General features: G+C 64.6%; 15 protein-coding genes, 1 tRNA gene and 2 pseudogenes. 13 read left to right on the top strand and 5 right to left on the bottom strand.

Translation table 11 applies throughout. The features are described 5' to 3' along the window. Positions 1 to 345 precede the first annotated feature (345 nt). From RLT57_RS12220 to RLT57_RS12200, 5 genes and pseudogenes are all read left to right on the top strand, one after another. Positions 346 to 855 (top strand): GntR family transcriptional regulator, encoded by a 510-nt coding sequence (locus tag RLT57_RS12220; protein ID WP_311300684.1) that lies wholly within the window; start codon positions 346 to 348, stop codon positions 853 to 855. A 1-nt stretch (position 856) separates the two neighbouring features. Further along, a complete protein-coding gene (locus RLT57_RS12215) occupies positions 857 to 1,624 on the top strand; it encodes a GntR family transcriptional regulator (RefSeq protein WP_311297420.1) in 768 nt (255 codons plus the stop codon). 137 nt (positions 1,625 to 1,761) lie between these two features. Next, positions 1,762 to 1,860 (top strand) — tRNA-Thr (locus RLT57_RS12210). A gap of 343 nt (positions 1,861 to 2,203) precedes the next feature. Then, the gene (locus RLT57_RS12205; protein WP_311297419.1) at positions 2,204 to 2,713 is read left to right on the top strand and encodes a hypothetical protein; all 510 of its coding nucleotides are present in this window, start codon (positions 2,204 to 2,206) and stop codon (positions 2,711 to 2,713) included. A 76-nt stretch (positions 2,714 to 2,789) separates the two neighbouring features. Next, positions 2,790 to 3,107: pseudogene (locus RLT57_RS12200) on the top strand (transposase); the annotation flags it as partial. 29 nt (positions 3,108 to 3,136) lie between these two features. Here RLT57_RS12200 and RLT57_RS12195 read toward each other — a convergent pair. Then, positions 3,137 to 4,383, bottom strand: a protein-coding gene (locus RLT57_RS12195) for an IS3 family transposase (RefSeq protein ID WP_311297418.1) whose coding sequence is annotated in 2 segments (ribosomal slippage) — positions 3,137 to 4,101 and positions 4,101 to 4,383 — 1,248 coding nt in all. Because the reading frame shifts where the segments join, the coding sequence is not laid out codon by codon here. A gap of 243 nt (positions 4,384 to 4,626) precedes the next feature. On the opposite strand from RLT57_RS12195, the gene RLT57_RS12190 reads away from it, so the two are divergent. Together RLT57_RS12190 and RLT57_RS12185 are read left to right on the top strand one after the other, a co-directional pair. Continuing rightward, a complete protein-coding gene (locus RLT57_RS12190; protein ID WP_311297417.1) occupies positions 4,627 to 5,064 on the top strand; it encodes a hypothetical protein in 438 nt (145 codons plus the stop codon). Positions 5,065 to 5,470: 406 nt separating this feature from the next. Continuing rightward, positions 5,471 to 6,382: a hypothetical protein gene (locus RLT57_RS12185; RefSeq protein ID WP_311297416.1), complete on the top strand. Its 912-nt coding sequence runs from the start codon at positions 5,471 to 5,473 to the stop codon at positions 6,380 to 6,382. Between the two features lie 573 nt (positions 6,383 to 6,955). On the opposite strand, the gene RLT57_RS12175 is transcribed toward RLT57_RS12185, so the two are convergent. Both RLT57_RS12175 and RLT57_RS12170 read right to left on the bottom strand, forming a co-directional pair. Then, complete coding sequence (locus tag RLT57_RS12175) at positions 6,956 to 7,702, bottom strand: HNH endonuclease (protein WP_311297415.1); 747 nt, start codon at positions 7,700 to 7,702, stop codon at positions 6,956 to 6,958. Positions 7,703 to 7,788: 86 nt separating this feature from the next. After that, positions 7,789 to 9,357 carry an AAA family ATPase gene (locus tag RLT57_RS12170; RefSeq protein WP_311297414.1) on the bottom strand — a complete coding sequence of 523 codons (1,569 nt, stop codon included), beginning with the start codon at positions 9,355 to 9,357 and terminating at the stop codon, positions 7,789 to 7,791. A 232-nt stretch (positions 9,358 to 9,589) separates the two neighbouring features. Here RLT57_RS12170 and RLT57_RS12165 point away from each other — a divergent pair, with 232 nt between their 5' ends. From RLT57_RS12165 to RLT57_RS12155, 3 genes are read left to right on the top strand one after another with little or no spacing between them, the layout of a single operon-like run. Further along, a complete protein-coding gene (locus tag RLT57_RS12165; RefSeq protein ID WP_311297413.1) occupies positions 9,590 to 13,075 on the top strand; it encodes a helicase-related protein in 3,486 nt (1,161 codons plus the stop codon). A gap of 1 nt (position 13,076) precedes the next feature. Further along, positions 13,077 to 15,785: a DUF1156 domain-containing protein gene (locus RLT57_RS12160; RefSeq protein ID WP_311297412.1), complete on the top strand. Its 2,709-nt coding sequence runs from the start codon at positions 13,077 to 13,079 to the stop codon at positions 15,783 to 15,785. Positions 15,786 to 15,830: 45 nt separating this feature from the next. Continuing rightward, a complete protein-coding gene (locus tag RLT57_RS12155) occupies positions 15,831 to 18,641 on the top strand; it encodes an ATP-binding protein (RefSeq protein WP_311297411.1) in 2,811 nt (936 codons plus the stop codon). A gap of 571 nt (positions 18,642 to 19,212) precedes the next feature. Here RLT57_RS12155 and RLT57_RS12150 read toward each other — a convergent pair. Both RLT57_RS12150 and RLT57_RS12145 read right to left on the bottom strand, forming a co-directional pair. Beyond that, positions 19,213 to 20,547, bottom strand: a pseudogene (locus RLT57_RS12150) (IS1380 family transposase); the annotation flags it as partial. A 286-nt stretch (positions 20,548 to 20,833) separates the two neighbouring features. Beyond that, a complete protein-coding gene (locus RLT57_RS12145; protein WP_311297409.1) occupies positions 20,834 to 22,210 on the bottom strand; it encodes an IS1380 family transposase in 1,377 nt (458 codons plus the stop codon). A 290-nt stretch (positions 22,211 to 22,500) separates the two neighbouring features. Here RLT57_RS12145 and RLT57_RS12140 point away from each other — a divergent pair, with 290 nt between their 5' ends. From RLT57_RS12140 to RLT57_RS12130, 3 genes are all read left to right on the top strand, one after another. Then, positions 22,501 to 22,716, top strand: coding sequence for a hypothetical protein (locus RLT57_RS12140; protein ID WP_311297408.1), 216 nt, complete (start codon positions 22,501 to 22,503; stop codon positions 22,714 to 22,716). Beyond that, positions 22,703 to 23,230, top strand: a complete 528-nt coding sequence (locus RLT57_RS12135) for a DUF6879 family protein (protein ID WP_311297407.1) — start codon at positions 22,703 to 22,705, stop codon at positions 23,228 to 23,230. The genes RLT57_RS12140 and RLT57_RS12135 overlap by 14 nt, the downstream gene beginning before the upstream one ends. Before the next feature lie 61 nt (positions 23,231 to 23,291). Beyond that, on the top strand, positions 23,292 to 24,188 hold the full coding sequence (locus RLT57_RS12130; RefSeq protein WP_311297406.1) for a methionyl-tRNA formyltransferase: 897 nt from the start codon (positions 23,292 to 23,294) through the stop codon (positions 24,186 to 24,188). Positions 24,189 to 24,195: the final 7 nt, after the last annotated feature.

The raw sequence follows: 24,195 nt of genomic DNA, 5'->3' as shown, positions 1-24,195 counted from the left end.
CGGCAGCGTGCGGCCCGGCTCGCGCCGGGCGATCTCCCGGACCCTTGCCAGGGTCGGAGACTGCCCCAGGGCCGCCCGAGTGCAGGCGGTTGGGGCGCAAACAGCACACTGTTCAGTTCTCAACCAGCGAACGCTCCCCTCCCGCCCCGTGACAGGGCGCTCAGGCGCGCTTGGTTCGGGTGGCCGTCAGGCCGTCGAACTGAGAAGAGCGTATCGCTTTTCGCGAAAAGTAGCAAGGAGTACGGTTGGGAAGCTGAACGCTTACCGTGTAAAGCGGCAAGGTTCGTGGCAGGCAAGACCAGAGGAGGAGCCGCTGTGACCAGCGGAGATTGGGTCAGCGCGTCAATGCCTTACGTGGCACCCCGCCGCGACAGCCAGGGGGACGCTTGGACCGAGGAAGCCAGTAGGAGGGGGCGGCGCGGCTCGCAACGCATCGTCCATGCGGGGGAGGTGCCAGCACCGCGAGAGGTGGCAACAGTGTTCGGCATGTCGGAGGGGGAAGCGGTTGTGGCACGTCGGCGCGTGATGATGCTGGACGGATCGCCGGTCGAGCTGACCGACACGTACTACCCGTTGAGCATCGCGGGTGGTACCCGCCTGACTGAGACAGCGAAGATCCCGGGTGGCGCAGTGACTCTCTTGGCATCTCTGGGGTTCGAGCCCAAACAAGTACACGAGGAGGTGCACGCCCGATTGGCCACCGCCGCTGAGCGTGAAGCTCTTGAACTCGCCGTAGGCGAACCCTTGCTGTGCATGACCCGAGTGACCGAAGGCGTATCAGGACCCTTCCAGGTCGATGTCTCAGTGTTCCCCGCTTCAGGACAGCGGCTCCGCTACGACATGAGGATTGGCTGACATGCCCAAAGCCGAGGAAAGTGCCGTCGATCGCCGTCCGCTGCATGAGCGGATCGCGGCGGATCTGCGCGACGAAATCATGTCTGGTGATCTCGCACCGGGCGAAGCACTGCCTTCAACTCAGCGCTTGAAGGATCGGTTCGAGGCGTCGAATGCGACTGTGCAGAAGGCGCTGCAAGTTCTCAAGGACGAGCGTCTGGTTGTCGGCCGCGCCGGCGCAGCGGTGACAGTACGGGAGCATCGACAGGAGACCGTACGCCCGGCGGACACTGGTCAGCCGGCTGCGACGGACGAGCAGTACCGATGGCTGACCGTCGTGGCCAGCAAAGGAAAGCGCGGCACCATCGACCTTTTGGAGGTGGCCGAAGTCCGGCCACCTAGAGAGGTCGCGGCAGCTTTGGACCTTGGGGAAACCGGTACGGCCTTCCTTCGTCGGCAACTGCTCTCTTACGACGGAGAGCCGGTTGAGCTGGCCAAGTCCTACTACCCTGCGGAGATCGCTCGCGGAACAGCGATGGCCGAGCCCCGGAAGATCCGTGGCGGCACGCCCGCGCTGCTGGCGAGGATGGGTTATCCGCCGGTCCAAACGGTTGACCGTGTCTCCGCCCGGGTGGCGACTCAGGAGCAGTACGAGGTGCTGGAACTTCCGAGCGATCTCCCGATTCTGCGCACCTTCCGGGTCGTCTACAGCACCCATGAGCGGCCCATCGAAGCGACTGTGATGGCCAAGGCTGGCCACTTGTACGAGCTGCAATACGAGTTCGTCTAGCCAGGTCTATGGGGCACGGGGGCGGTCCGCGAGTCAACTTGCGGACCGCCCCGCGGCGTAGGCCGGTCGGTCTCAGTTGTGGTCTCGATCGCCTGTTGGTCCGCTGAGATCCGTGGTTGTCCCCAGGGGTCTGTATGGCCACCCGAGCTGGCACGACAGACGTTGGCGGATGACCACGGACCAGGATCGGACAACTCGTAATGCGTAGGTCTCGGGTTCGAATCCCGAAGGCGGCTCCCCGAAACCCCAGGTCAGACACTCACTGACCTGGGGTTTTTGCTTTTCTCCCGCCTCTGGTCGGTTCGCCGGTTCGGCAAGTGACGCTCGCAGAGGCCAAGGGGAGCGCGAGGGGAGCGCATTTGGACAGGCGAAGGACAACGGGCTGTTCCCGGGGAGCGCACGGTGCGCGCGGCGAAAGCTCGGTCTGAGGCTGCCGGTGCCGTGGTCCGGCGACGGCCTCGGACGTTCTCGGCCGGTCGTCGGGCTGAGCCCGGAGCGGGAACGGCTTTCGTGCGGAGTGGAGTCTCGTCTCTGCCGACTTGTGGCATCCCGACAACAGGCAGCCCGTAGGCTGATGAGGTGCCGGATATTCAGCAGAGCGTGGACTTCAAGGCGATTGTCGCCCAGACGAGCGCGGTGCTGCTGACGCGCGGAGTCGAGGTCGAGCCGGTGGCCGTACGCGACGTGGTGGCGCTGATGGTCCGCTCGGTCGCCGAGCGCATGAACATGGACCCCGAGGAGGCTCTCCACCTGGTCCGGCCGGAGTCGGTCGCCGAGGCGATCACCGCCGCTGCGGACCCCGGCCGCGAAGGCTCGGAGCACGTGTACGCAGTACGGCCGGTACGGGTCGATGCCCGCAGCGTCGCGGTGCCCGTACGAACGCTAGGCCGCCTCGTGATGGCCGCCGCGCAGGCCGGCAAGTACGCGACGCTGAACGGCGACGGCCGGACCGCCTCGCACGTACTGGACCTGGCGACCGAGATCGGCGCTGCCCTGACCGCCGAGGGCGTCGGTGACGAGGCCGAGTTGCCGGTCGGCGTACTAACCTCGGGCTTTCGCGAGGGGCCTGTCCGAGTCTTGATCAAATAAATGAAGAGTGCTGCTGACCTGCAACGATGGGACTTGTCTAGGGTCCAGTCAGTCGCGGGAAAGAAGCACTCTCCAGGTGAGTAAGCGTATCGGGTCGTATCCGCGTGTCCGCGTGCGGGGCGACGGGGGTGGAGTGGTCTCGCAGGCCGGTGGGGTGCTGCTGGCGGAAGCGGTCCGCAAGACGGGGCTGGACACGGCGATGTCGGCGGCGCTGGCACCGTGGCGCAAGCCGCGGGCGGTGCACGACCCGGGCAAGATCGTGCTGGACCTCGCGCTGGCGGTGGCGCTGGGCGGGGACTGCCTGTCCGATGTGGCGGTGCTGCGGGCCGAACCCGCCTTGTTCGGTTCGGTGGCCTCCGACCCCACCGTCTCCAGGTTGGTCGGGACCCTGGCCGGTGAACCGTTCCGGTTCTGGTGGAGACTCTAGATCTTGACGGTGACCTGGGGTTTCTTGTCGGTCAGGTGGTAGTTGGCTTCGTATTCTGCGGGTGGGATGTGGCCTATTTCACCGTGCAGGCGGTGGTGGTTGTACCAGTCGATCCACTCGGCGGTGGCCAGTTCGACGTCGGACAGGGTTCGCCAGGGTCGGCGGGGCTTGATCAGCTCGGTCTTGAACAGGCCGATCGTGGATTCCATCAACGCGTTGTCGTACGCGTCGCCGACGGATCCGATGGAGGCCGCGATGCCCTCCCGCTGAAGGTGCTCCGCGAGGGCGAAGGAGGTGTACTGCGACCCGGCGTCGCTGTGATGGACCAGTTGGCCGGGCCGGTGGCGGTGGCCTTCGCGGTCGCGCTGCCACAGGCCCATCTCGACTGCGGAAAGGACGAGTTCGGTGTGTTTGGTGGTGGCCGCGGACCAGCCGACGATGCGGCGGGAGAAGGTGTCGACGACGAACGCCACGTAGACCGTGCCGGCCCAGGCCGCGACATGGGTGAAGTCCGCGACCCAGGTCCGGTTCGGCGCCTGGGCGACGAAGTCACGGTCGACCAGGTCCGGGGCACGTTCGGCGGCACGGTCCTGGACGGTGGTGACGATCTTCTTCCCGCGGACGGCGCCGGTGATACCGAGTTCGCGCATCAGCCGTTCGACCGTGCAGCGGGCGACCTGGTGGCCCTGCCGGCGAAGATGGTGCCAGATCTTGCGGGCCCCATAGACGCGGTAGTTGGCCTCGAACACCTCCTGGACCAGGACTTTCAGTTCCGCGTCCCGCACCGCCCTGGCGGAAGGCGGGCGGGCCTTGGCGGCGTAGTAGGTGGAGGGCGCGATGCTGACACCGTGCTCGGTGAGCACGGTGCATATCGGCTCGACGCCGCTGAAGCGGTCGCGGTGCTCGTCGATGAAGGTCACGAGCGAAGATGTGGCCGGTCGAGCTCGGCCGCGAAGAAAGCCGAGGCCGCCTTGAGGATCTCGTTCGCCCGCTTGAGCTCGGCGACTTCCTTCTTCAAGGCTTTGACCTGGGCGGATTCCTCCGTTGTCGTCCCGGGCCGGGTCCCGGAGTCGATCTGGTCCCGGCGGACCCACTGGCGCACCGTCTCGGCCGTGCCGATGCCGAGCTTGCTCGCGACGGCCTTCATCGCGGCCCACTCGGTCTCGTAGTCCGGGCGCACCTCGGCGACCATGCGCACCGCACGACGCCGCAGCTCAGCGGGATAAGGGGAGGGACGTGCCATGACTCGATCCTCTCAAAGAATCGAGCCTCCACAGAACCCGGAACGGTTCAGCGTTCCTCGTCGTGGACAGTGTTCGCCAACTCCGGCAGCTCAGACGTGTACATCGCGGCACGCCCCCTCGCTGGGCGCATCAAGGTCAGCCTCCACGAATCAGGGAGTTGGAGGCACGCGTTTCTCAACGACGCTGCCGCGGCGAGTTCGTTGCCAGCCGGAGCAGACCGCGCCTTCGACAAATTCGCCCCCTTGCGCGAAGAGACGGCGCCTGGCTGGACGCACGCCTACTCGATCGTTATGCCGGAATCAGAACTACAGCCGTACCCGGCTGAGGTAAAGAAGATCACCCTGCTCCCCGCTGCCGATCCAGGCTCGGCTCTCGCTGTTACGGTCTTGCTGGCGAAGCCTTCCGCCCGGCCAGTCAAGTGGGACGCGGCGGTCACCGAGGTAGGCCGAATTTCCCTCGCGAATAGGGGCCAGGTATTGCTCTTGTCGCAAACGGTGGCCGTCCCGCAGACATGGCTGCCAGCCATGGAACGGACCAGGACGGAAGCGAGGGAACAGGCGCAGGCCAGCGGCCTCGACTTGGCGGCTGTCTTGCCCGTGGTCGCCTTGATCATGACCGACGAGGAGGGAAGCCGCTTGAGTGTCGAGATTTCCGCCTGGCCCGTCGGCAAGGCCGGCTAGCTCGGGCAGAAGCTTGGTGATCGCGGACGGATATGGACACGCGCCGCCCACGAGCACCGTTTGGGATCACCGGAGGTGCAGGATCCGGAGCATGAGGTTGGTGGCTGCCGTCACCAGCGGCACCGTGCTGCCGCAAGCTCCGGCCCGGACGACGGCGAGCAGAAGCGCGCGCCTCTCGGTGGCCCGGAGACGGAGACCGGAACCAGGGCAGGGGCGGTTGGCTGGGCGACGCTTACGGTGGGACATGTCAGCCCTCCTGAGGAGTGGGGTTGGTCAGTCCCCGCGCCGAAGATCCCGCCAGGAACACGTCGGCGCGGGGGCGTGCCCTCGGCACGCCTTCACCATCGCTTCGCACATCCGGCGAAGTCGTGTCAGGAGTACCGGATCTCGGTGTACGTTCCAGCACATGACGGACACGCAGGTGGGAGAGACGGCAGCCACCGCTGAAGATCTGGTCTCCGACGCCCGCGATCTCGGCGTCACCCAGGCGAGCACGCGCATGATCAAGGACTGGGTCGAGCACAGGCTGCTCGCGCCGCCCGCGTTTCGCAAGTCCACGCAGCGAGGCAGCGATGCCCGCGTGTTTCCGCCGGAGCAGCGCCGGCTGTTCCACGAGATCGTGAAGGCGAAGCAGCGGTCCCCGCTCACCCGCGTCCCGCATCACACGGTCGTACCGATGAACCTGCACATCTGGCTGGCCTACGACACCGTGATCACGGACGAACAGGCCCGACGAGCCCTGCGCACCTACGCCAGGAGTGCCGGCGCGCGGAACGAAGCGCGACGCCGATCGACCGCCCGACAAGTCATCGACCAGTTCGCCCACCCCGAAGCGTCGAGAGCGCAGCGCAGCATGGTGGAGGCGCTACTCATCGACGGGGAAACGACCAAGCGCCCCCGCTGGGACCTTCTGAAGTCAGCGATGCGGGACCTGGCCGCTCCCTGGCGTGCCGATGGCCTTCCGCGCCTCGACGAGCGTGTCATCGGACTGCCTGAGATCCCGATGACGTTCGAGGCCGCCGTGGGCATGTGGATGCTCAGGCTGGAGGTCACGCGGAGCCTGACAGCCGAGAGCGTGTCCCCGAAGGTGCTGCGAGACGCCCGCGCCGAATTTCGCGTCGGGTGGGCGAGATACCAGGACGACCGAGCCCAACTCCAAGGCCGGGCGGGCGCCAGCGCCGGCATGTTCGCGTTGCCAGAGGAAACCGAGGCGCAAGCTCGGGAACACGTCGATGCCTTCACTGCAACCCTCGGCTGTACGTCAGGACTGGCAGAACCAATCTTCGCCGAGGTCCGAGCAGCGCTGCGCCGTCGCTGAGCCACCTAACTTCTGGGCGCGGACGGCACCGCGAAGACTACGCTGTAGGAGCGTGACAACAACGTTCTGACCGCAGGAGCACTCGTCTGGGTGACCATGTGCGGCCAGAGTGCGGCCGGACGCCTTTGGACGAGGCAGCACAGGGCGTCATGGTTCAACTGCTTGCACATGCTCTGATCAGGCAGAACGGCACTTCCGAGCACGAGTCAGAACCAGTCGTCACGAACCCCCATGGTCTCTGAATGCGTAGGTCTCGGGTTCGAATCCAAAAGGCGGCTCCCGGAAGGCCCCAGGACTCACTCGCCGTGACCTGGGGTTTTCTTTTTCCTCGGGGCTTCGTGACGGCTCCCGGCTGTGACGCCCGCAGAGGGCCACAGGGGAGCGCGAGGGGAGCGCATCGGGACAGGCGGAGCACATCGGGCCGTTCCCGGAGGTGGGCATCGCCAGTGCGTGTCCACAGTTGAGGAATGTCGTCATAGGTCTGCCCCGTATCGGTTTTCCGGACCGCAGGCACGGTACGTGTCGGCGTCGGATGGTTATTCGATTGCAATGATTGGGAAGTACTGTAGGTCATTAATCTATGGCGAAGCCACCGTCGACATACCAGGAGTTCTCGGCGAGTGCCTGGTACATCGCAGTTCGCCATAGATTGGGACTAGCCTCAGCCAACCCCATAGCCTCGTCGCGCAGATACTCGCCGACCGTGGAGGGGACTTTGCGTTTCAGGATGTGCCGGAGACCGCTCATCTCTTGGGCGGCTTGGGACCCATACAGTGACGCCAGCCCGAATTTGTGGAAGTGCCCAAGGGCGCGTTTGGTCAGAACGTTGTCCCACGCCGGGGGCGGCACTATGAAGAACTCGAGGAAAGCGGGGGCGACTTCGTGGACGGTCGCAAAGAGCCACTGCTCCTTGCCGATGTCGTCAAAGTAGGGATGGAGAGTTTGATCCTCGGCGATCTTCGGTTCGCTCTCACCTTTGACCGTATTGCAACTCCGGCAGGCGGGAACTAGGTTGGCCGGCACTACGGCCAGCAGGGGGTACGCCTTCTTCGGCAGTTGGTGGTCGATGGTTTCTACGTCGCGGTGACCGCACAGAGGACAGCGCCCGAACGGGGTTGCGGATTTTATCTTGTCGTACTCGTCTTTCCCCGGAGTGCCCTTTCGCGCCATGCGCTGCGTGTAGTTCTTCGTCAGCTCATCTCTGTCGGCACGATCTGAGGGCTTGGTCTTGAGGTCCGTCAGTGTGTGGAGAGCGGCCGTCGTCGCTGCGGCTTCGAAACGGTCGGCCGCGTTGGTTACGTCCTCTTCCAGTGCTTCCAACCGGATCTTGGTCTTCGGCAGGGACTTGCTGATGCACGTCAAGTAGATCGTACGGGCGGAGAGGCTGGGGGCCGGTAGAGGCCACATCAGAGTCGGCCCTCCTCGCCCAGAGGTTCGCCAGAGGCGCGGACAGCGATGAGGGACCGGACGATGGCCTTGGCCTCGCCGCCCAACTGACCGCCGAACCGTTCGAGGATGCGCTCGTATGAAAGTCCCCGGCGCACTGCAGATTTTAGGTCGCGGTGGAAGCCAGAGTCAGTGACTTCCAGGCCGAAGATTTCGTGGGTAAGAACGCCGACATTCTCCCCGAAGGTCTGAATGGTTGGGCGGTCGGCGACGAGATGGACTCCGTTGCGGCGCAGTTTCCATACGCAGGACGCTGGGACTTCCTGGAGAACGACGGGCGAGTGTGTGGCGATAACTGCCAGCCCATTGCGCTCGGTGAGGAGATCGGACAGAGCTCGTATGAAGGCAGCTAGTAGTGGCGGGTGGAGATGGGATTCGGGCTCGTCAAGGACTACGAGCGAGCGCTCTGTGACGTGTTCCACCAGGCGGGTCATGGTCAATAGGACGATCTTGTGTCCCGAGCTGAGACCAGCAAACAGCTGTCGTGCCTTGCGTCGACGGGTGTTGGCACTTCGGGTGGACTTGAAGTCTTCCAGCCAGACTTCGTCTAGGAAACCGCTACCGGAGTACTGCAAGGTGCGTAGGGATTTCGCCCATCGGTCAGCACGTTCCCCGGTCAGGCAGGCTTCGACGCTGTCGGCAAAGTCTTTCTTCAGTTGTCCGGGTGTTTTGACGCGTGGTGTCCGACCGGCGGACGGGATTTTGAGCCCGACGTAGGCGTAGGAGATCGCTACAGAGTCGTCGCGAAGGAGCGGGAATTCGTCGAAGGCGCTGAAGGTGACACTGACCAGGTTCGCGAAGGAGCTGCGGGCACCTCGATCGGATTCTATGATGCGGCCAACCTCTCGCGGGTCGGCCTGGTAGTCGCCGACGCAGCGTGTCAGACTGTTCAAAAGGTAGGACTTGCCAACGCTGTTGCGTCCGATGAGCACGTGGATGTTCGTTGACGGTCGTGAGCTGGGGAATACGTCAAAGGGCAGAGTCACCGACTTACCACCGTTCCCGGCAGGGGTGGGCGCCTCGTAGGCCACCTCGAATCCGGATACTCTCACGCCGCCCTGAGCAATGCGGCGAAACTGCTCTTCGACTGCGCTCGGCTTCAGGAATCGCATGAGCGACTCTCGTGTCACCTTCTCATGCTCAACGCGGCCGAAGATCGTCCCGTCGAAAGCTATGTCATTCAGCGCCCTGAGTACCGATGTTCGGACCACGTCACCGAGTTGGCGAAGACGTTCGTAGTACGAGTCGTCCTGTCCGACGGAAAAATGGCGTTCACCCAGTGCTGCGAACTGTGCTGGTACTCGGACGATGCGGCCGGGTCCCTCTGGGCTCCGCTCCAGGCCCGGGTGCATCCCGAGCTCGCCGATCTTCACCTCGCCGATCCCGTGGCGGCGGCCGTCTTCGTCGTAGATCACCAGGTGGAACATGGTGATGAAGCCGAAGTCGTTCCATCCGTCTCTGACGAGAAGGGCTCGGGAACGCCCGCCCTTGGGCTGTCGTCCGCCCTGCTCCACCACTGTGAACTGCACGAATCCTCCGCTTGCCCGCCGGCACTCCCACGTGGCCGGCCGGGGTCAGCACCCCCCCGCAGCCGACCCGCGGCAGATCAGCGTACAGAAGAGGCCCGTTCGGAGACCGGGGTTTCGCCCAACGGGTCGGTTGCTGAGCTGGCTTGGCCGCATGCGAGGAGGCCAGCCGCCCTGTCTCTGGCATCGGCTAGGTTAGGGGATGGCCGCTGGGGGAGCGACGGAGGGACAGACCGTGGATGATGCAGGCGAGCGGGCCAAGAATCGCTTGATCACGCTCGATGGTCATTTTGCGCATCCTGTGAGAGTGGAGCACGTCGAGCCCATCGGGAGGGGCGTGTTTCTCGTCAGGGTCCGCCACTCCAACGGCGCGCCGGACGAGACCCAGGTACTGGAGTCGGAACTTGAGGCGGCGCTTGCCCGGGTCCCTCCGACACCGGAGCTCGCCAACCCACAGGATCTGTTCTTGTGGGTGGAGTCCCAGCGCATCAAGCACGCGTTCGCTCACGACCCTCTATTCGCTGTCTCCATGAGTGGCGTTCGTGGCCTTCCCCATCAGATCGAGGGGGTGTACCGGCACATGCTGCCGCAGCCCAGGTTACGTTTCGTGCTCGCGGATGACCCTGGCGCCGGCAAGACGATCATGGCCGGACTTCTGCTTAAGGAGCTGAAACTCCGAGGTGCAGTAGAGCGGATCTTGATCTTGAGTCCCGCCCCGCTGACCACGCAGTGGCAGGATGAAATGATCGACAAGTTCGATGAGCAGTTCGAGATAGTCTCGGGCGATCAAGTGCGTCATCAGCTGGGGCAGAGTCCATGGGAGCGTTTCCCCCTGGCCATAAGCAGCATCGACTTCGCCAAACGTGATGACGTGCGGGACGAACTGCTGCGCTCACAATGGGATTTGGTCATCGTTGATGAGGCGCACAAGGCTTCGGCATTCACTAAGCGCGGCCGGGATGAGCGGGTTGTCAAGACAAAACGCTACCTCTTGGTGGAGGGTGTAGCGCAGCAGTCGGATCGATTGCTGCTTCTCACGGCGACGCCTCACTCAGGAGACGAGGACCGTTTCACTCGTTTCCTGGGCCTCCTGGATCCCGATCAGTTCTCGACGCCTGATCTCGTGAAGAAGCAGATTTCAAACGACGGGAATCCGTATTTCCTGCGGCGTCAGAAAGAGGACCTTGTCGACGAGCAGAACCACGCATTGTTCGTCGAGAGGCACGTCCGGACTCAGCCCTTTCAGCTCTCAACCGCTGAGTTTGTCTTATATCAAGACGTTACTGATTACGTCAATACCTATCTGGGATCGAGCGGAGGATCTCGGGGCAACGCGGTAGCGCTGGCGCGCACTGTCCTCCAGCGTCGTCTCGCATCAAGCCTGGGAGCCATCAGGTCCTCACTGGCTAAGCGGGCCGACCGACTGAATGATCTGATCGATCAACTGAGCACCATGGCACCCGCCGAACGGTCCAGGCGCCTGGCGACATTGGGGCGCATGCCGGCGAGTTCGGACTTCGAAGACGACGGAGAAGCCGAGTCGGAAGACATTGACGAACTCGTCGATGATGCCCTAGCCACAGAAGTCAGCAGCGCAGAGCAAATCTCCCAGTTGCGCACCGAGGTGAGCGAACTCCGCAAGCTTGTCTCTCATGCGGACAGAGTTCGAGCCCAAGGGGACGAGCGGAAACTGGTAGCCTTGCGGGACTGCCTTGCTAGGGCGGAGTTCGAGGAACTGCGAGATGGCCGCGGAAAGCTCCTCATTTTCACCGAGCACCGCGACACTCTGAATTACCTGGAGGCAAATCTCCGCGGACAGGGCTACTCGGTGTGCACCATCCATGGCGGCCACTCGCCCGCGGAGCGGAAGAAAATCCAGCATGACTTCCGGCAAACCAAACAGATCTGCATAGCGACGGAGGCGGCTGGCGAGGGCATCAACCTCCAGTTCTGCCATCTGATGATCAACTATGACCTTCCCTGGAACCCGGTACGCCTTGAGCAGCGCATGGGTCGAGTGCACCGGATCGGGCAGAGCGCTGACTGCTGGATCTTCAATTTCTGCGCCACCAACACGGTCGAAGGCGAGTTGCTGGCGGGTCTTCACGCGCGACTTGAAGCGATGCGCGCCGATCTCGACGGCCGCGTCTATGACGTGATCGGTGAGCTCCTCACCATCAACGGCATCGACTTCGAACGGCTCGTCAAGGAGACACTAGCCAACCCGACCCGAGCGAACAGGGACGCGGCGGTCGCAGCGATCAACCGGCTCAACTCTGAGAAGCTGGCCGAGTACGAGAGGGACACAGGCATCGCCCTCGCGAAGAAGTACGTCGACATCGACTGGGTGCGCGGCCAGAACTTTCTCTCCGACGAGCGCCGTCTCATGCCTGAGTACGCAGAGGCGTTCTTCCTGCGTGCTGCCAGTCGCCAGCGTCTCCGTGTGGAGCGCAGAGCAGACCAACTGCTGCGAATCGAGCACGTTCCCGTCGCGCTGCGGAGCGAAGATCTCGCGGCCGTCAAGCGCCGGGGTCGTCCAGAATCTGAATACCGCAAGCTCACCTTCAGGAAAGAAGAGCGGAGTCGCGTCGAGAACGAGGACGCTGTGCTCTGCTCGCCGGGCCACCCGCTGTTCGCGGCGCTCGCGGAGTCGCTTGAGCGTGATCTTGCTGCAGAAAACGTCCCCCAGAGCGCCGCGGCGTTCGTGGACCCCGGCGCTCGAGCCCCCTACTTCGTGCACCTGTTCGCCTACGAGGTGGTAGGCGAAGACGTCCACGGTGCCTCGGAACTTGTGTTCGCCGAAGTTGTGGCGGTGATAGAGGACCGCGACGGCCTCCATCGAGGCCCGGCTGACGTACTTCACACCCTCACACCTGCACCCCCCGAGGAGGCGCATAAGGCGGCCCGTCTCACGCCAGATCAGATCAAAACGCTGACCGACTGGTTGAGGGTGGAGGTCCAGTTGTCACGGAGCACAGCAGAGCGGAACAACCGGCTCGATCAAGCCAAACTCCGGGGCTCGTACCTGGAGGAGGCGATGAATGCTCAGAAGCGCCGCCTGGAGAGCCGATGGGACACCTACGATGCCAGGGTCGCTGCAGGCGATGACTCCTACCGGCTCCAGCGGGACAACGCGGCGCGGCAGCTCAAAGAGCTGCAACGTCGCCGAGCCTCCAAGCTGGAGTCGTTGAATCGCCTTGGGGTCGTCCGCTCAGGGAAGGTGACGCACCTCGGCTCGGCCTCCGTGGTGCCACCCCGGGCACCCGAGCATCCTGACATCGACGTTATGCGAGCCAACAGCAAGGAAGTTGAAGATGCCGCGATCGCGGTCGCCATGGCTTTCGAGGTGGAGCAGGGCTGGGATCCCGAGTACCTCGGACACCTGATGGACGGCAGCGGCTTCGACGTTCGCTCGACGCGCACGCTTCCCGATGGCGACACGCAGGTCCGCAGGATCGAGGTGAAGGGCCGCGGCTCCGCCTCGGGTGATGTTGGCCTGTACCGGACCGAGTGGTACGCCGCTCAGCGTTGGGCTGCGGGCTTCTGGCTGTATGTCGTCTACAGCGCGACGACGAACCCTGTACTGATGAGGGTGCGAGATCCGTTCCACACGCTGCCCAATGTGTCTGAAATCCGGCAGGTCACTGGCTACCGCGTACCAGGCGCTAGCATCCGAGCTCACGCGGTTGTAGAGACAAGAGCTGCGGAGCGAGAGGAATAGAGTGCGCGACAGTAGTGACAAGCGGCTCATCGAAGATGTCATCCCGATCGACGTCATCAGCCGAACTAGTGCCAGCGAGAAAGTGGGGGGCCGCGTCGGACATCCGGCTTCACTCCACCTCTGGTGGGCTCGCCGGCCGCTCGCAGCCTCCCGCGCCGCAGTGTACGCAGCCCTGGCGCCGGCGGAGGGTCGGACCCGGACTCTTGATGAGGAGTCAAGCTTCTTCGAAGCTCTGTGCACTTGGGGAGCTGATGACCACGCCATTCGTACGGCGCGAAGCGAAGTTCTCGCTGCGAGCGAGGACGGCCCGCCGAAAGTCGTTGACCTCTTCTCCGGCGGAGGTGCCATCCCCCTGGAAGCGCTGCGTCTGGGGTGCGAGGTCACGGCTAACGAGCTGAACCCGGTGGCTCACCTCATCGAGCGAACCCTCATGGAGTTTCCGCAAAACTACCCCGGGCTCGCAGGCGACGTCCGTCAGTGGGGCAAGACATGGGTCGATTCCGCCTGGGACGATCTGCGTGACTTCTACCCTACGGTCGACGGCGCAACGGGTCAGCGATTCCTTGCCGACGGAGAGACCGAGCGGCGCCTCCCCCTGGCGTACCTCTGGACGCGCACCGTGCGCTGCCCCAATCCGGCGGAGCCCGAACATGACGCCCACCTTGTGCGACAGACCTGGCTTGGCCGGAAGAAGAACCGGTTCGTTGCCCTCAAGCCCATAGTCGACCGCGACGTGCTCTCGCTGAGCTACGAGGTCGTCACGGCGGCAACTGAAGCCGACCTCGGCTTTGACCCCGCTGAAGGCTCCCGGGGCGGCGAAGTCACTTGCCGCATTTGCGGTGCTCCAGTCACGAGCAAACACGTCAAGGACGAGGCGAGAGCCGGTCGCATGGGAACGGCCCCGCTCGCTGCCCTTGCAGCAAAACCGAGCCGTCGGGGACGCGACTACCTTGCCGTTGGCGAGTACCAACTCCCGGACGACGCGGAGTGTCTGAAGCGCCTGGAAGAACTGCCGATCGAGCCCCTCAACGAACCGCTTCCCGGGACCATGCGTATCACCGGCGGCACGTGCATGGTCTACGGATTCTCCCAGTACCGTGACCTCTTCACCCCTAGGCAACTTCTTGCGCTAAGCACCCTGGCCGCAGGCATCCGCACTGTCCATGACAGGGCCTGCGCCGAGGGCATGGACCCGGGGCGTGCCGCTGCACTCTCCACAGCCCTGGCAATGGCGCTGAACCGGGTAGCCGATCGGCTGTCGAGCCTGTGCCGCCTCGACACGAAGAATGAAGGCGGAACGAATACTTTCGCCCGCCAAGCACTGCCGATGGTCTGGGATTTCTACGAAGCTAACCCCTTTGCAGGCGCTTCGGGGGACGTACGCAAGTACCTCAAAGAGACCGCCGACCTCATCGAAAAACTGGCGACTCTCCCGAATTCGGCCACATGCGTGCGAGGTTCTGCCGCATCCCTGCCGCTTCCCAATGACTCTCAAGATGCGGTTATCACTGACCCGCCCTACTACGACAACATATCCTATGCTGATCTCTCCGACTTCTTCTATGTCTGGCTAAAACGGTCTGTGGGATTCCTCTACCCCACAGATCTCGGTGGTGAGTTGACACCGAAGAGGAACGAGGCCGTGGTCGCTGCCTACCGTCACTCCGGTAGTAAAAGCGATGCCCGCCGACACTACGAAGACCTCATGGAAAGGGCTTTCAAGGAAGCTCACCGGGTACTCAAGCCCGGCGCTCCTCTTGTCTGCGTCTACGCGCACAAGACCACCTCGGGGTGGTCCAGCTTGGTCGAATCGCTCAGGACCGCTGGCTTCACCATCACGGAGGCATGGCCGCTCGACACCGAGATGCCGGAGAGGGCAGTAGGCCGCGGAACAGCCAGCCTGGCCTCCTCCATCTTCCTCGTCGCGCGCAAGCGCAGACCTGACGCAGGGGTGGGTAGCGAAGCCGAAGTCATGGCCGAGCTCGGCCAGATCATCCTGGAGCGACGTGCACGGCTTGAGGAACTCGGCATCACAGGCTCCGACCTGGTCATCGCCACCGTCGGGGCCGGACTACGCGCACTGACCCGGTACGAGCGCGTCGAGCAGGACAACGGCGAGGTACTGCCCGCTGAGCGGTTCCTGGAGATGGTCCAGAGCCGGGTCCTCGATGAGATCGTCGAGGGACTGGCTGGCACCGACCCTGTCACCCGCTACTACTTGGCAGCCCAGTTCTCCTATGGATACGCGGCCGTCCCCTTCGATGAGGCCAACAACCTTGCCCGGATGGCTGGAGCTAACCTCGATGGGTCCGGGGGCCTGACAGCAGGTCCCAATCCCCTCGTGTCCAAGGTCAAGTCCACCGTTGTCTTGAGAGACTTCGAAGACCGCGGGGACGACGGACGTTTGGGGCAGCCAGACTCCGAAGCCAGTGGGACGATGCCGCTCTACGAGATGGAGTCGTCCGTCGCACCCCCCCTGATCGATGTAGCGCATGCTGTGCTCTGGCGTGCAGAGCATCGTCCCGCAGAGATTCGGCCCTACCTGATGTCGGTAAACGTTGATGTCGTCGCACTCCGCCAGGTCATTATGACCTTGTCGGGCCGGGCGCTGCGTTCCAGTTCAAACGCAACGAAGAGCCGCGAGTCGAGTGCAGCCGAGCGATTGCTGGTGTCGTGGAGGTCGATCGTCGGTGAACGCGGCCTGATCTGAGGTGCTGACCATCCACAACGTTGAATTACAGGGGGTTGGAACGCTGTGAGTTCGAGCTATCGGCTGTTGCCTTGGACGCAGGTCGCACGCCCGCACGATGATGTAGCGGCGGGCGTCCTTGACATGGGGACCTACGCGGCCAATCTGGCCGGAGTCTTCAGAGGCCGAATAGGCATCGCACCCGTCTACGCGGATGCCGGTAGATTCTATCGAGCGACGTATCTCACGAAGAAGATGGGAGAGTTGCTCACCGACGTCATGGACGTTCTGGCGGGGGGAGTCGGCTCCCATGTCCTGCAACTCCGGACTCCGTTCGGCGGCGGCAAGACCCACAGCCTTGTTGCTCTGCTTCATCTGGTTCGTGAACGCGCCGCCTCCGTTGCGGCTTGCCCGGACCTAAAAGATGTCGCGGATCCGGGAGACGTGCAGATCGCCGTGCTGTCCGGCGAGGAGCTTGACCCCCTCTCCCCGATGCGCGCAACAGGGGTCGAGACGCACACTCTCTGGGGAGAACTCGCAGCTCAACTCGGACGTTATGAGCTGGTAGAGCAGCACGACAGGAACGGCTCCGCTCCGGGCGGAGATGTCCTGCGGCAGGTGATTGGTGACGGCCCGACCCTCATCCTTCTCGACGAAGTCCTGATCTATGTCGAAAAGGCCATGGCTGTCCAGCGGGCAGAATCCACCGCCGGCCGGCAGGCGATGCTGTTCGTTCAGGCCCTCACGGAAGCAATCAGCGCCCAGCCGCGTGCTGCCATGGTCTACAGCCTCCAGGCCAGTGTTGGCGAGGCTGTCGGCGCTGAGGGGCTGTTGAGCGATCTGGACAAGCTCGTTGCTCGGGTCGATGCGAAGCGTGAGCCTGTGTCAGGCGACGAAGTGCTGCGGGTCGTTCAGCGGCGACTCTTCGCGGACCTCGGGGACGAGGCCATTCATCAAGACGTCGCACGCTCCTATTGCGATCTGCTCCGTCGGCAACTGCTCGCTACGGCAGAAACCGGCGACGCACGCCGAGAGGCCGAGGAGGCAGCGGACTCCCTGGAGCGGCGGATATTGGCTGCCTATCCGTTGCACCCCGACCTGCTTGATCTCATGTACCACCGATGGGGATCTCTGCCCTCGTATCAGCGAACCCGTGGAGCATTGCAGTTCCTGGCAGCAGTGGTGCACTCGCTGTGGCGTTCGGGGGCGAAGAGCCCGCTCATTGGCCCGGGAGACATCGACTTCACCGATGAGGCATCCCGAGGCGCGTTCTTCTCCCAGGTCGGAGAGAGGGAGCGCTACACCTCCGTGTTGTCGAGCGACGTCACATCGGAGGGCGCAGGGTGCGCGACGGTCGACCGAAGGCTCGGGGCTGACAGCCCGATGATCGCGCAGCTTCAGGTGGGAACGCGCGTGGCAACCTCCATCATGCTCTACAGCTTCGGGGCTCGGGAGGGAGAGGACCGTGGCGTACTTGAATCCGATCTTGTTCGGAGCATCCTCGTTCCCGGTCTGACCCGGAACATTATCATCTCCGCATTGCATGATCTTCGTGAAGAGGAGCTCTATCTCCACTACACGGGACGCCGCTACCGGTTCGAGCCGACTCCCAACCTGACAAAACTCGTGCGTGACGAGGCCAGCAAACTCAACTCCAACGAAGTGCTCACTGCGGCCCGGGCGGAGCTTGAGAAGCAGCTGCAGGGAAGCAAGGGCGTGGCTCTGTGGCCGGAAGCACCTGGCGGTATCGCAGACGGGCGCCCTATTTTCACGGTCGCCTACCTTCACCCGGATTGGTCCGAAGACCGTGATCCGTTGCCGAGGCTTATCGAACAAGCTGGTAAGGGGAGTCCGCGCAGGTACCGGAATGGATTGGCTCTGGTCCTTCCAGACAAGGGTCAGTTTGACCTGGCCCGACACGCGATAAGACTGCGCTTGGCCGCAGAGTCGCTGCTGGCTCAGGCCCGAAAATACAACTTCAGCGTTGAGCAAATTGAGGAACTCAGGGAAAAGTCAGGCAACGCTCGGCGTGATGGCTCCGCAGCCATCGGGGCCGCTTACAGCACGGTGACCATCCCCACGCGCTCGCGGACAGGCGATACTCCGTACGCGCTCGAGCCTTCGGACCTCCGCACGATGCTGTCAGCCGGACGTTCCCTCCACGAGCGTGTCGTGGAGGCCCTAGGCCAGCGAGTGTTCGGGTCTGTCACCACGGCGAAGCTTGTTGCCCTGGCGGGGCTGGGTCCTGACAGGAAGGCCGTCGCCTGTGCCGATCTGGTTGACTGGTTCTACAGCTACTACGAGTTTACCAAGCTCTGGGATGAGAAGGCCATCGCCTCTGCCATCGCTGGCGCGGTCAAGTCGGGTGAACTCGGTTACGTGGTGGGGCTCGTACGGGAGTCGGAAGAGATCATGCCGCGGGACGCTAGTCGAGTCCGCTTTGGCGAACGACTTGCCTCGGATGAGGTCGACCTCTCGGACGATGCGGCGATCCTGTGGCATGACTACGCCCGCGAATGTCTCGAGTCGACTGTGGAACCGGCCCCGCCGAGCTCTGAATCCGGTCAGGTTGCGATTCCCCAGCCTCGGCCGGCCGCTTCCCCGACAGTTGCGAACCCCCAAGTAGTGACACCGACCGTGGATGCGCCGGTATCTCCAAGTGATGTAGTGCGAGTGGCTGACATCAAGGCAACCATCGAACGCTCGGGCCTCTTCAATCTTCGGCGCGCACTGTCCTGGCTGTCGGATCAGCCTGGAACCGTTGGCATAGCAATCAGCATTCATGCCGAGGGCGAGTTTGATCGGGTGGCCTTCCGCAACGGTGTGGTAGAGCCCCTCGAAGAAGCAACGCAGGATCTCGATGTCAACACGAACTAGGTTCGACCCAGCGTTGTACCGATACCTGCGACCAGAAAGTGGTCAAGACATGTGAGTCGTTGGTTGGACGGTGCTTGCGTTCCCGCGAGATCTGCTCGCGGGAGCGTGAACGCCTCATTGCACCCGCCGTAAACCGACTGCTCTGCTGCCCCTGGGTGGTTTTGGTGGGTGGCCCACCCGGCCGTGTGCAGGCGTCGCTTCATTCTGCCGCGACGATGCCGGTGGCGATGATGGTGATCTGTCGGCCCGCCACGGTGATTCGGATGCGGGCTGTATGGCCGAATCCAGGGCCCTCCGTATCTGCAACCGTAAAGGCTCCGCTGCTGCTCCGTGTCGGCAACGATGCTAGCCTCCCTGTTTCGGTTGGGCTTTGCTGAGCTGGGCTGACGTCTCTTTTCGGTGGTCGTCGCGGTTTGTGTGGGGTGGGTATGGCTTTGGCCCGACGCTGGGTCGGGTGCTCCAGGGTTCCTCGGGTCGTAGGTGAACAGGGCTGGGCCATGGGTCAGGTGGCTGGTCTGGGCAGTGCCGCGAGGTGCGTGAATGCCTTGGTCAGCTCATTTCGCCAGGGTCAGGTAGCGGCGATCCGCAGGTGGGGGCGTCGTCCTCCGCGGGTGAGGCGGGCTGCTGCGTGCAGCAGGCGGTAGCGGAGTTTCTTCGGCTCGGCTGTGGCCAGTTCGCCGTCCAGCAGGAGGGTCTGGGTCCAGGCGAGCAGGTCGATGGCGGTCAGGGCCAGCTCCAGCCACGCGGTGTTGATGGCGAAGTGGCGGGAGGGGAAGCGGCCGAAGCCGGTGGTCTTGCCGCAGCGGATGCGGTCCTCGACGCGGGCATGTCCGCGGTGGCGGACCTCCAGGAATTGCAGCGAGCCTTCGCCGACGGGAGTGTCGGTGAGGAACGCCTGGTGGCGCATGCCCTCGTCGAGGTCGAACAGCGACAACTGCGCTCCGGGGTGCGGGCGTTCGCGCCGGACGATGAGGCGTGTGCCGTCGGGGTGGCCGGTCAGGTCGACCATGCCGGTCGGCTCGGCGACCTGCGCGCCGGCCCGCAGGGTGCCGTCCTGCTCCAGAGCCGGGTGCCAGAACCGGTCGGGCAGGGCCCGGACCGCCCGGCGGACGGGTTCGGTGACCGCGTATCCCACGGAGAAGGACGTGCGGATGCCCCGGTCCCGCAGGGAGCGCAGGTGGGCGAGGAAGGTTTTCGCGCCTCCGGCGCTGTCGGCGCGGACCAGGATCGGGGTGCCGTGGCGGTGGGCGTCGGGGATCTGGGCCAGGGCCCGGTCGAGAACGGTGATGTGGTCGCTGGCGGTGTTCGCGCCGGCGTTGCCCGGCCGCAGCAGTCCGGCCAGGGCCTCGCCGGTGTTGTCCAGGAAGCACAGCAGCGGGTGGTAGCCGAAGCCGCGTTTGTAGGTGGGTGCCGCCTGTTCCTTGTCGGAGTGGCAGGTCACCAGGGTGGCATCGATGTCCAGGACCAGGCCGGGCAGGTCCCGGCCACCTGCGCGGGCCGCTGCTATGCCGCCTTTGGTCTCGGCGGCCTGCAGCCAGGCGACGTCACGGGCGGCGGCCCTGGCCGAGCGCAGCCCGGCGAGTGCGGCCGGGTCGATGCCGGCCAGCAGACGCCAGGCGGTCGGAGTGGAAGCGACCGGGCCGGACACGCCGGGCTGGTCGCGCAACAGGGCCAAGTCGGAGATGGCCTGGCCGCCGTCGGCGAGCATCACTGCCACATCGACAGCGACCCGGCCGGGGTCGTGCCCGGTGCCCCGTGGCCGCAGCCGGCGCAGCGTGTCGGTGAAGGCCCCCGTCAGGCCGGTGGCGTCGGCGAGGTCGGCCAGCAGACGCGACCCGGCGTGACTGACCACTCCGCGACCGTCGGCCGACACGACCAGCGCGGGGCGTGACCCGGTAGTCTGCACGCAGAAAGTGCCTTCTCGCTGTGATGACAGAAGCCCTAGACAAGCCTCATCATCCCAGCTCAGAAGGCACTTTCGCGTTCCCGCTCAAGATCCGGACACCACTGCAAACGAAACGCGGAGGCTAACCTTGATCTTTCGTGACGTTCCATCGGTTCTCTCGGTGGGCCGTTTCGGCTGTTCGGGCTGGTGGCAGCCAGGCTGATGGCCCGGCTGTCGCGTCGGGTGGGCGCCGGGTTCCACGGCTCCGGTCGGGGTGATCCTGGTCGCGGGGACGGGAACGTGCTGCTCAGCCGGGGTTCGGGAGGGCTTCGAGCCGTGCCAGGGCGTCGGTTATCACGTCGGTCCAGGGCCAGTGGCGGGCGAACCGCAGATAGCGTCGGCGGGCGGTCGTGACGAGCTGGGCGGCGGCGGAGAAGAGGCGGAACCGGAGACGGCGGGGTTCCCACCTGCGGGTTTCGCCGGTCAGAGCGAGCATCGGCATCCACGCGAGGAGGTCGAGGGCGAGCTGGACGATCTCCAGCCATATCTGGTTCTGGGCGGTGCCGTGCAGGGGCAGGTTGCGCAGGCCGGTGGCCCGCGCGGCCCGGATGCGGTCCTCGGCCCGTGCCCGCTGGCGGTGTCGCAGCTCCAGTGCCGCGATCGGCATAGCGGTGGTGTTGGTGGCGAAGCAGGTCAGCCGCAGTCCGTCGGCGTCGGTGATTCTCAACTGGGCACCGGGATGGGGCCGTTCCTTACGGATGATCAGCCGCGTTCCCTTCGGCCAGCTCTTGAGGCAGTCGCCGGACAGTTCTGCGACCCAGGCGCCGTCGCGGATCTCGCCGCCGGGCTCGATCGCTGCCGTCCAGGCCGTGGCGGGAACCTTGAGGACGGCCTGGTGGATCTGCTCGGTGATGGTCATGCCGACCGAGTACGACAGCCACCGGCCGCGCTGGGCGAGCCAGGCGACGAACTCGTGGGTACCGCCTGCGGAGTCGGTACGGATCAGCGTCCGGCGTCCACGGCGGTAATTGTTCGGCAGCTGCGCCAAGGCGAGCTGGGCGGTGGTGATGTGGTCGGCGGCGGTGTTGCTGCCCGCGTTGCCCGGCCTGAGCAGGCCGGCCACCGGCTCCCCGGACCCGCCGGCGCCGTGGTCGACGAAGGCCATCAGGGGGTGGTGTCCGAAGGTCTTCTTCCAGGTCGCCGTGGCGTCCTGCTTCTCGGAGTGGGCCAGCACGAGTACCCCGTCCAGGTCCACGATCACCTGCCCCGCGGCATCCGGCGCTGCAGTGCCGGCCAGCTTCCACACGCGCTCGCGCACGCCGGCCCGAGCGGCCCTGATCGCGGACAGGGCCTTCGGCCCGGCTGCGGCGAGGGTGTCGATGAGCCGGGAGACCGTGGGGTCTGACGCCACCGGCCCGAACACGCCGGGCTCGGCCCGCAGCATCCCGACATCCGCGAGGCAGTCCCCGCCCAACGCGACCGCGAGGGCCACGTCCAGGAAAATTTTGCCCGGGTCGTGCACCGCCCGCGGCCGTCGCCACGAGGCAAGCGCCGCCGATATCGCGGTGTCCAGCCCGGTCTTGCGGATCGTCTCGACCAGCAGCACGGCCCCGGCCTGGGACACCATCCCACGGCCACCGCCCTCGATACGGACACGTGGATAGGACCCGATACGCTTCTTCACCTGAGAAGTGCCTCCGGCAGTGGCAGGAACAAGGACCTCGACAATCCTCATTCTTGCTGGTCAGAGGCACTTTTCGCTTACCTGCCCACCCGTCGGACAGCCCACTTCATGAAAGCGCGAGGCTAACATCGCTCCTGGTGATAGCAACACACAGCCTCCGTCTCTGCAATACCGGATCAGGCCGCAGCAGCCGACGGGTGAAGTAGCTGATTGGGGGCGAAGGTCGCCGTCGTGCCGCCCGATTGCTCCATGCGCCAGCCCGAAGTCCCTCTGAGACGTGAGGATCGATCATGAAGATCGAGTTCGTCGGTGGTTCCACAGGTCAGGGCGGTTCCCCGCGGCTGTACCGGGACGAGGAGAGCGGCGACTTCATCGTGCAGGGCTACGTCATCGACGAACCGTCCGACTTGGACCAGATGAAGGTTCCCGCCGGCGAGACCGTCGTACGCGTCCCCGCATCCCTGTTCGACTACCTACCGAAGGACGGTGCACGTGGAGTCTCTTGACGCGGACGGCTGGGCACGGTTGTTCAATGCCTGCCGCCAGTCCGCCTGTCACCTGGAGATGCGCGACAGCTACGCGGTGCAGGAAGAGCAGGCCGACATCGAGAAGTGGCGGGCCGGTGACTGGGGGCCCGAGCAGGATGCCGAGAGCAAAGCTGGCTGGCTCGACCTGATGCGGACCACGGCAGCCCGGGGTGTGCGGCTGCGCAGAGCGCGCATCGTCTCCGAGCCGGTCACCGAGTACATCCGGTTCGAGCATGACGGCACGCCGCAGAACATCGCCGCAGGCGAGGAAGTGCGCTGGCTGCCCCGTACCCGGGCCTCCGCACTGTCCCTGCCCGGCAACGACTGCTGGATCTTCGACGGGACAACAGTGCTGTTCAACCACTTCACCGGAGACGGCGGCTGGGTCGGCAACGAACTGACCACAGACCCCCAGGTGGCCACACGCTGTACCAACGCGTTCGAAAGCGTCTGGGAACGGGGAATCCCCCACAGCGAGTACAAGCTGACCTGAGCAAACGGGTATTCCCATCCGTCATCGTGAATCCAGACCAACTCGAACTGAGGACGTGAGCTTGCCAGAAGCCCTGCGGATCGGCGTGATCTCCTCCGGTCCCGCCGCGTTCGCCACGATCCATGCCGCGTGCACCGACGCCGGACACCTCCCTGTCGCCTACTTCTACGGCCGATCCCTTCGATCCGGGGGCCAGAACCTCAGCGATGCCGCAGAGACAACCGCCGAAATCCTCGGAGCCGTTCCACCAGGGATGGACCTGCTGCTCCCCGGGAGTATGGATGGACTCACACTCGCCCTGGAGAGCTACCACCTCGACCTGGTGATCGTGTTCGGCTTCGCCTGGAAGCTCCCGCAGCACGTCCTGGCGATTCCCCGGATCGGCGTGATGAACATCCACGTCTCCATGCTGCCGAAATACCGCGGCCCCGCCCCGCTGCTGTGGGCGATCCGCAACGGCGACACGACCGGTGGGGTAACGGTGCACTGGATGGATGAAGACTTCGACACGGGAAACATCCTCGCGCAGCAGGACGATATCCCCCTCGCCGACGACATCACCTGGAAGAACTACTGCGACGACGCGATGCCGGTCATCTACAACCTGCTGAGGAGGTCCCTTGATCTGGCCGCTTGCGGCTACGCCGGTGAGCCACAGGATCCCGATGCGGCCACCTACGCAGGATTCATGGAAGACGACTTCTCCGTCATCAACTGGTCGCACAGCGCGAGCCGTATTCACAATCAAGTGAGAACGCACCGCTACATGCGATCCGCCATCCACCCGCTTGCCCGGGGTGAGGGCGGCGAATGGCTGCACGTTATCCGCACGAGCCTCGCACCGGCAGACGTGCCCGAGATCGTGTGCGGCGACGGGCGTTCCCTCTGGCTGCTCGAATCCGAACCCGGGCAACCGCCAGCAAGTGAGGGGCCTCGCTTTTTCCGGACAATGGTCTGACAGTTTA

The sequence above is a fragment of the Streptomyces sp. ITFR-21 genome, from assembly GCF_031844685.1.
GTDB lineage: Bacteria > Actinomycetota > Actinomycetes > Streptomycetales > Streptomycetaceae > Actinacidiphila.
This window is presented reverse-complemented; position numbering and strand designations above follow the sequence as displayed.

Excerpts from the sequence above, each read along its gene's own strand:
- RLT57_RS12220 (WP_311300684.1), top strand. The coding sequence starts at position 346 with ATGCCTTACGTGGCACCCCGCCGCGACAGCCAGGGGGACGCTTGGACC.
- RLT57_RS12215 (WP_311297420.1), top strand. The coding sequence starts at position 857 with ATGCCCAAAGCCGAGGAAAGTGCCGTCGATCGCCGTCCGCTGCATGAG.
- RLT57_RS12185 (WP_311297416.1), top strand. The coding sequence starts at position 5,471 with ATGACGGACACGCAGGTGGGAGAGACGGCAGCCACCGCTGAAGATCTG.
- RLT57_RS12140 (WP_311297408.1), top strand. The coding sequence starts at position 22,501 with ATGAAGATCGAGTTCGTCGGTGGTTCCACAGGTCAGGGCGGTTCCCCG.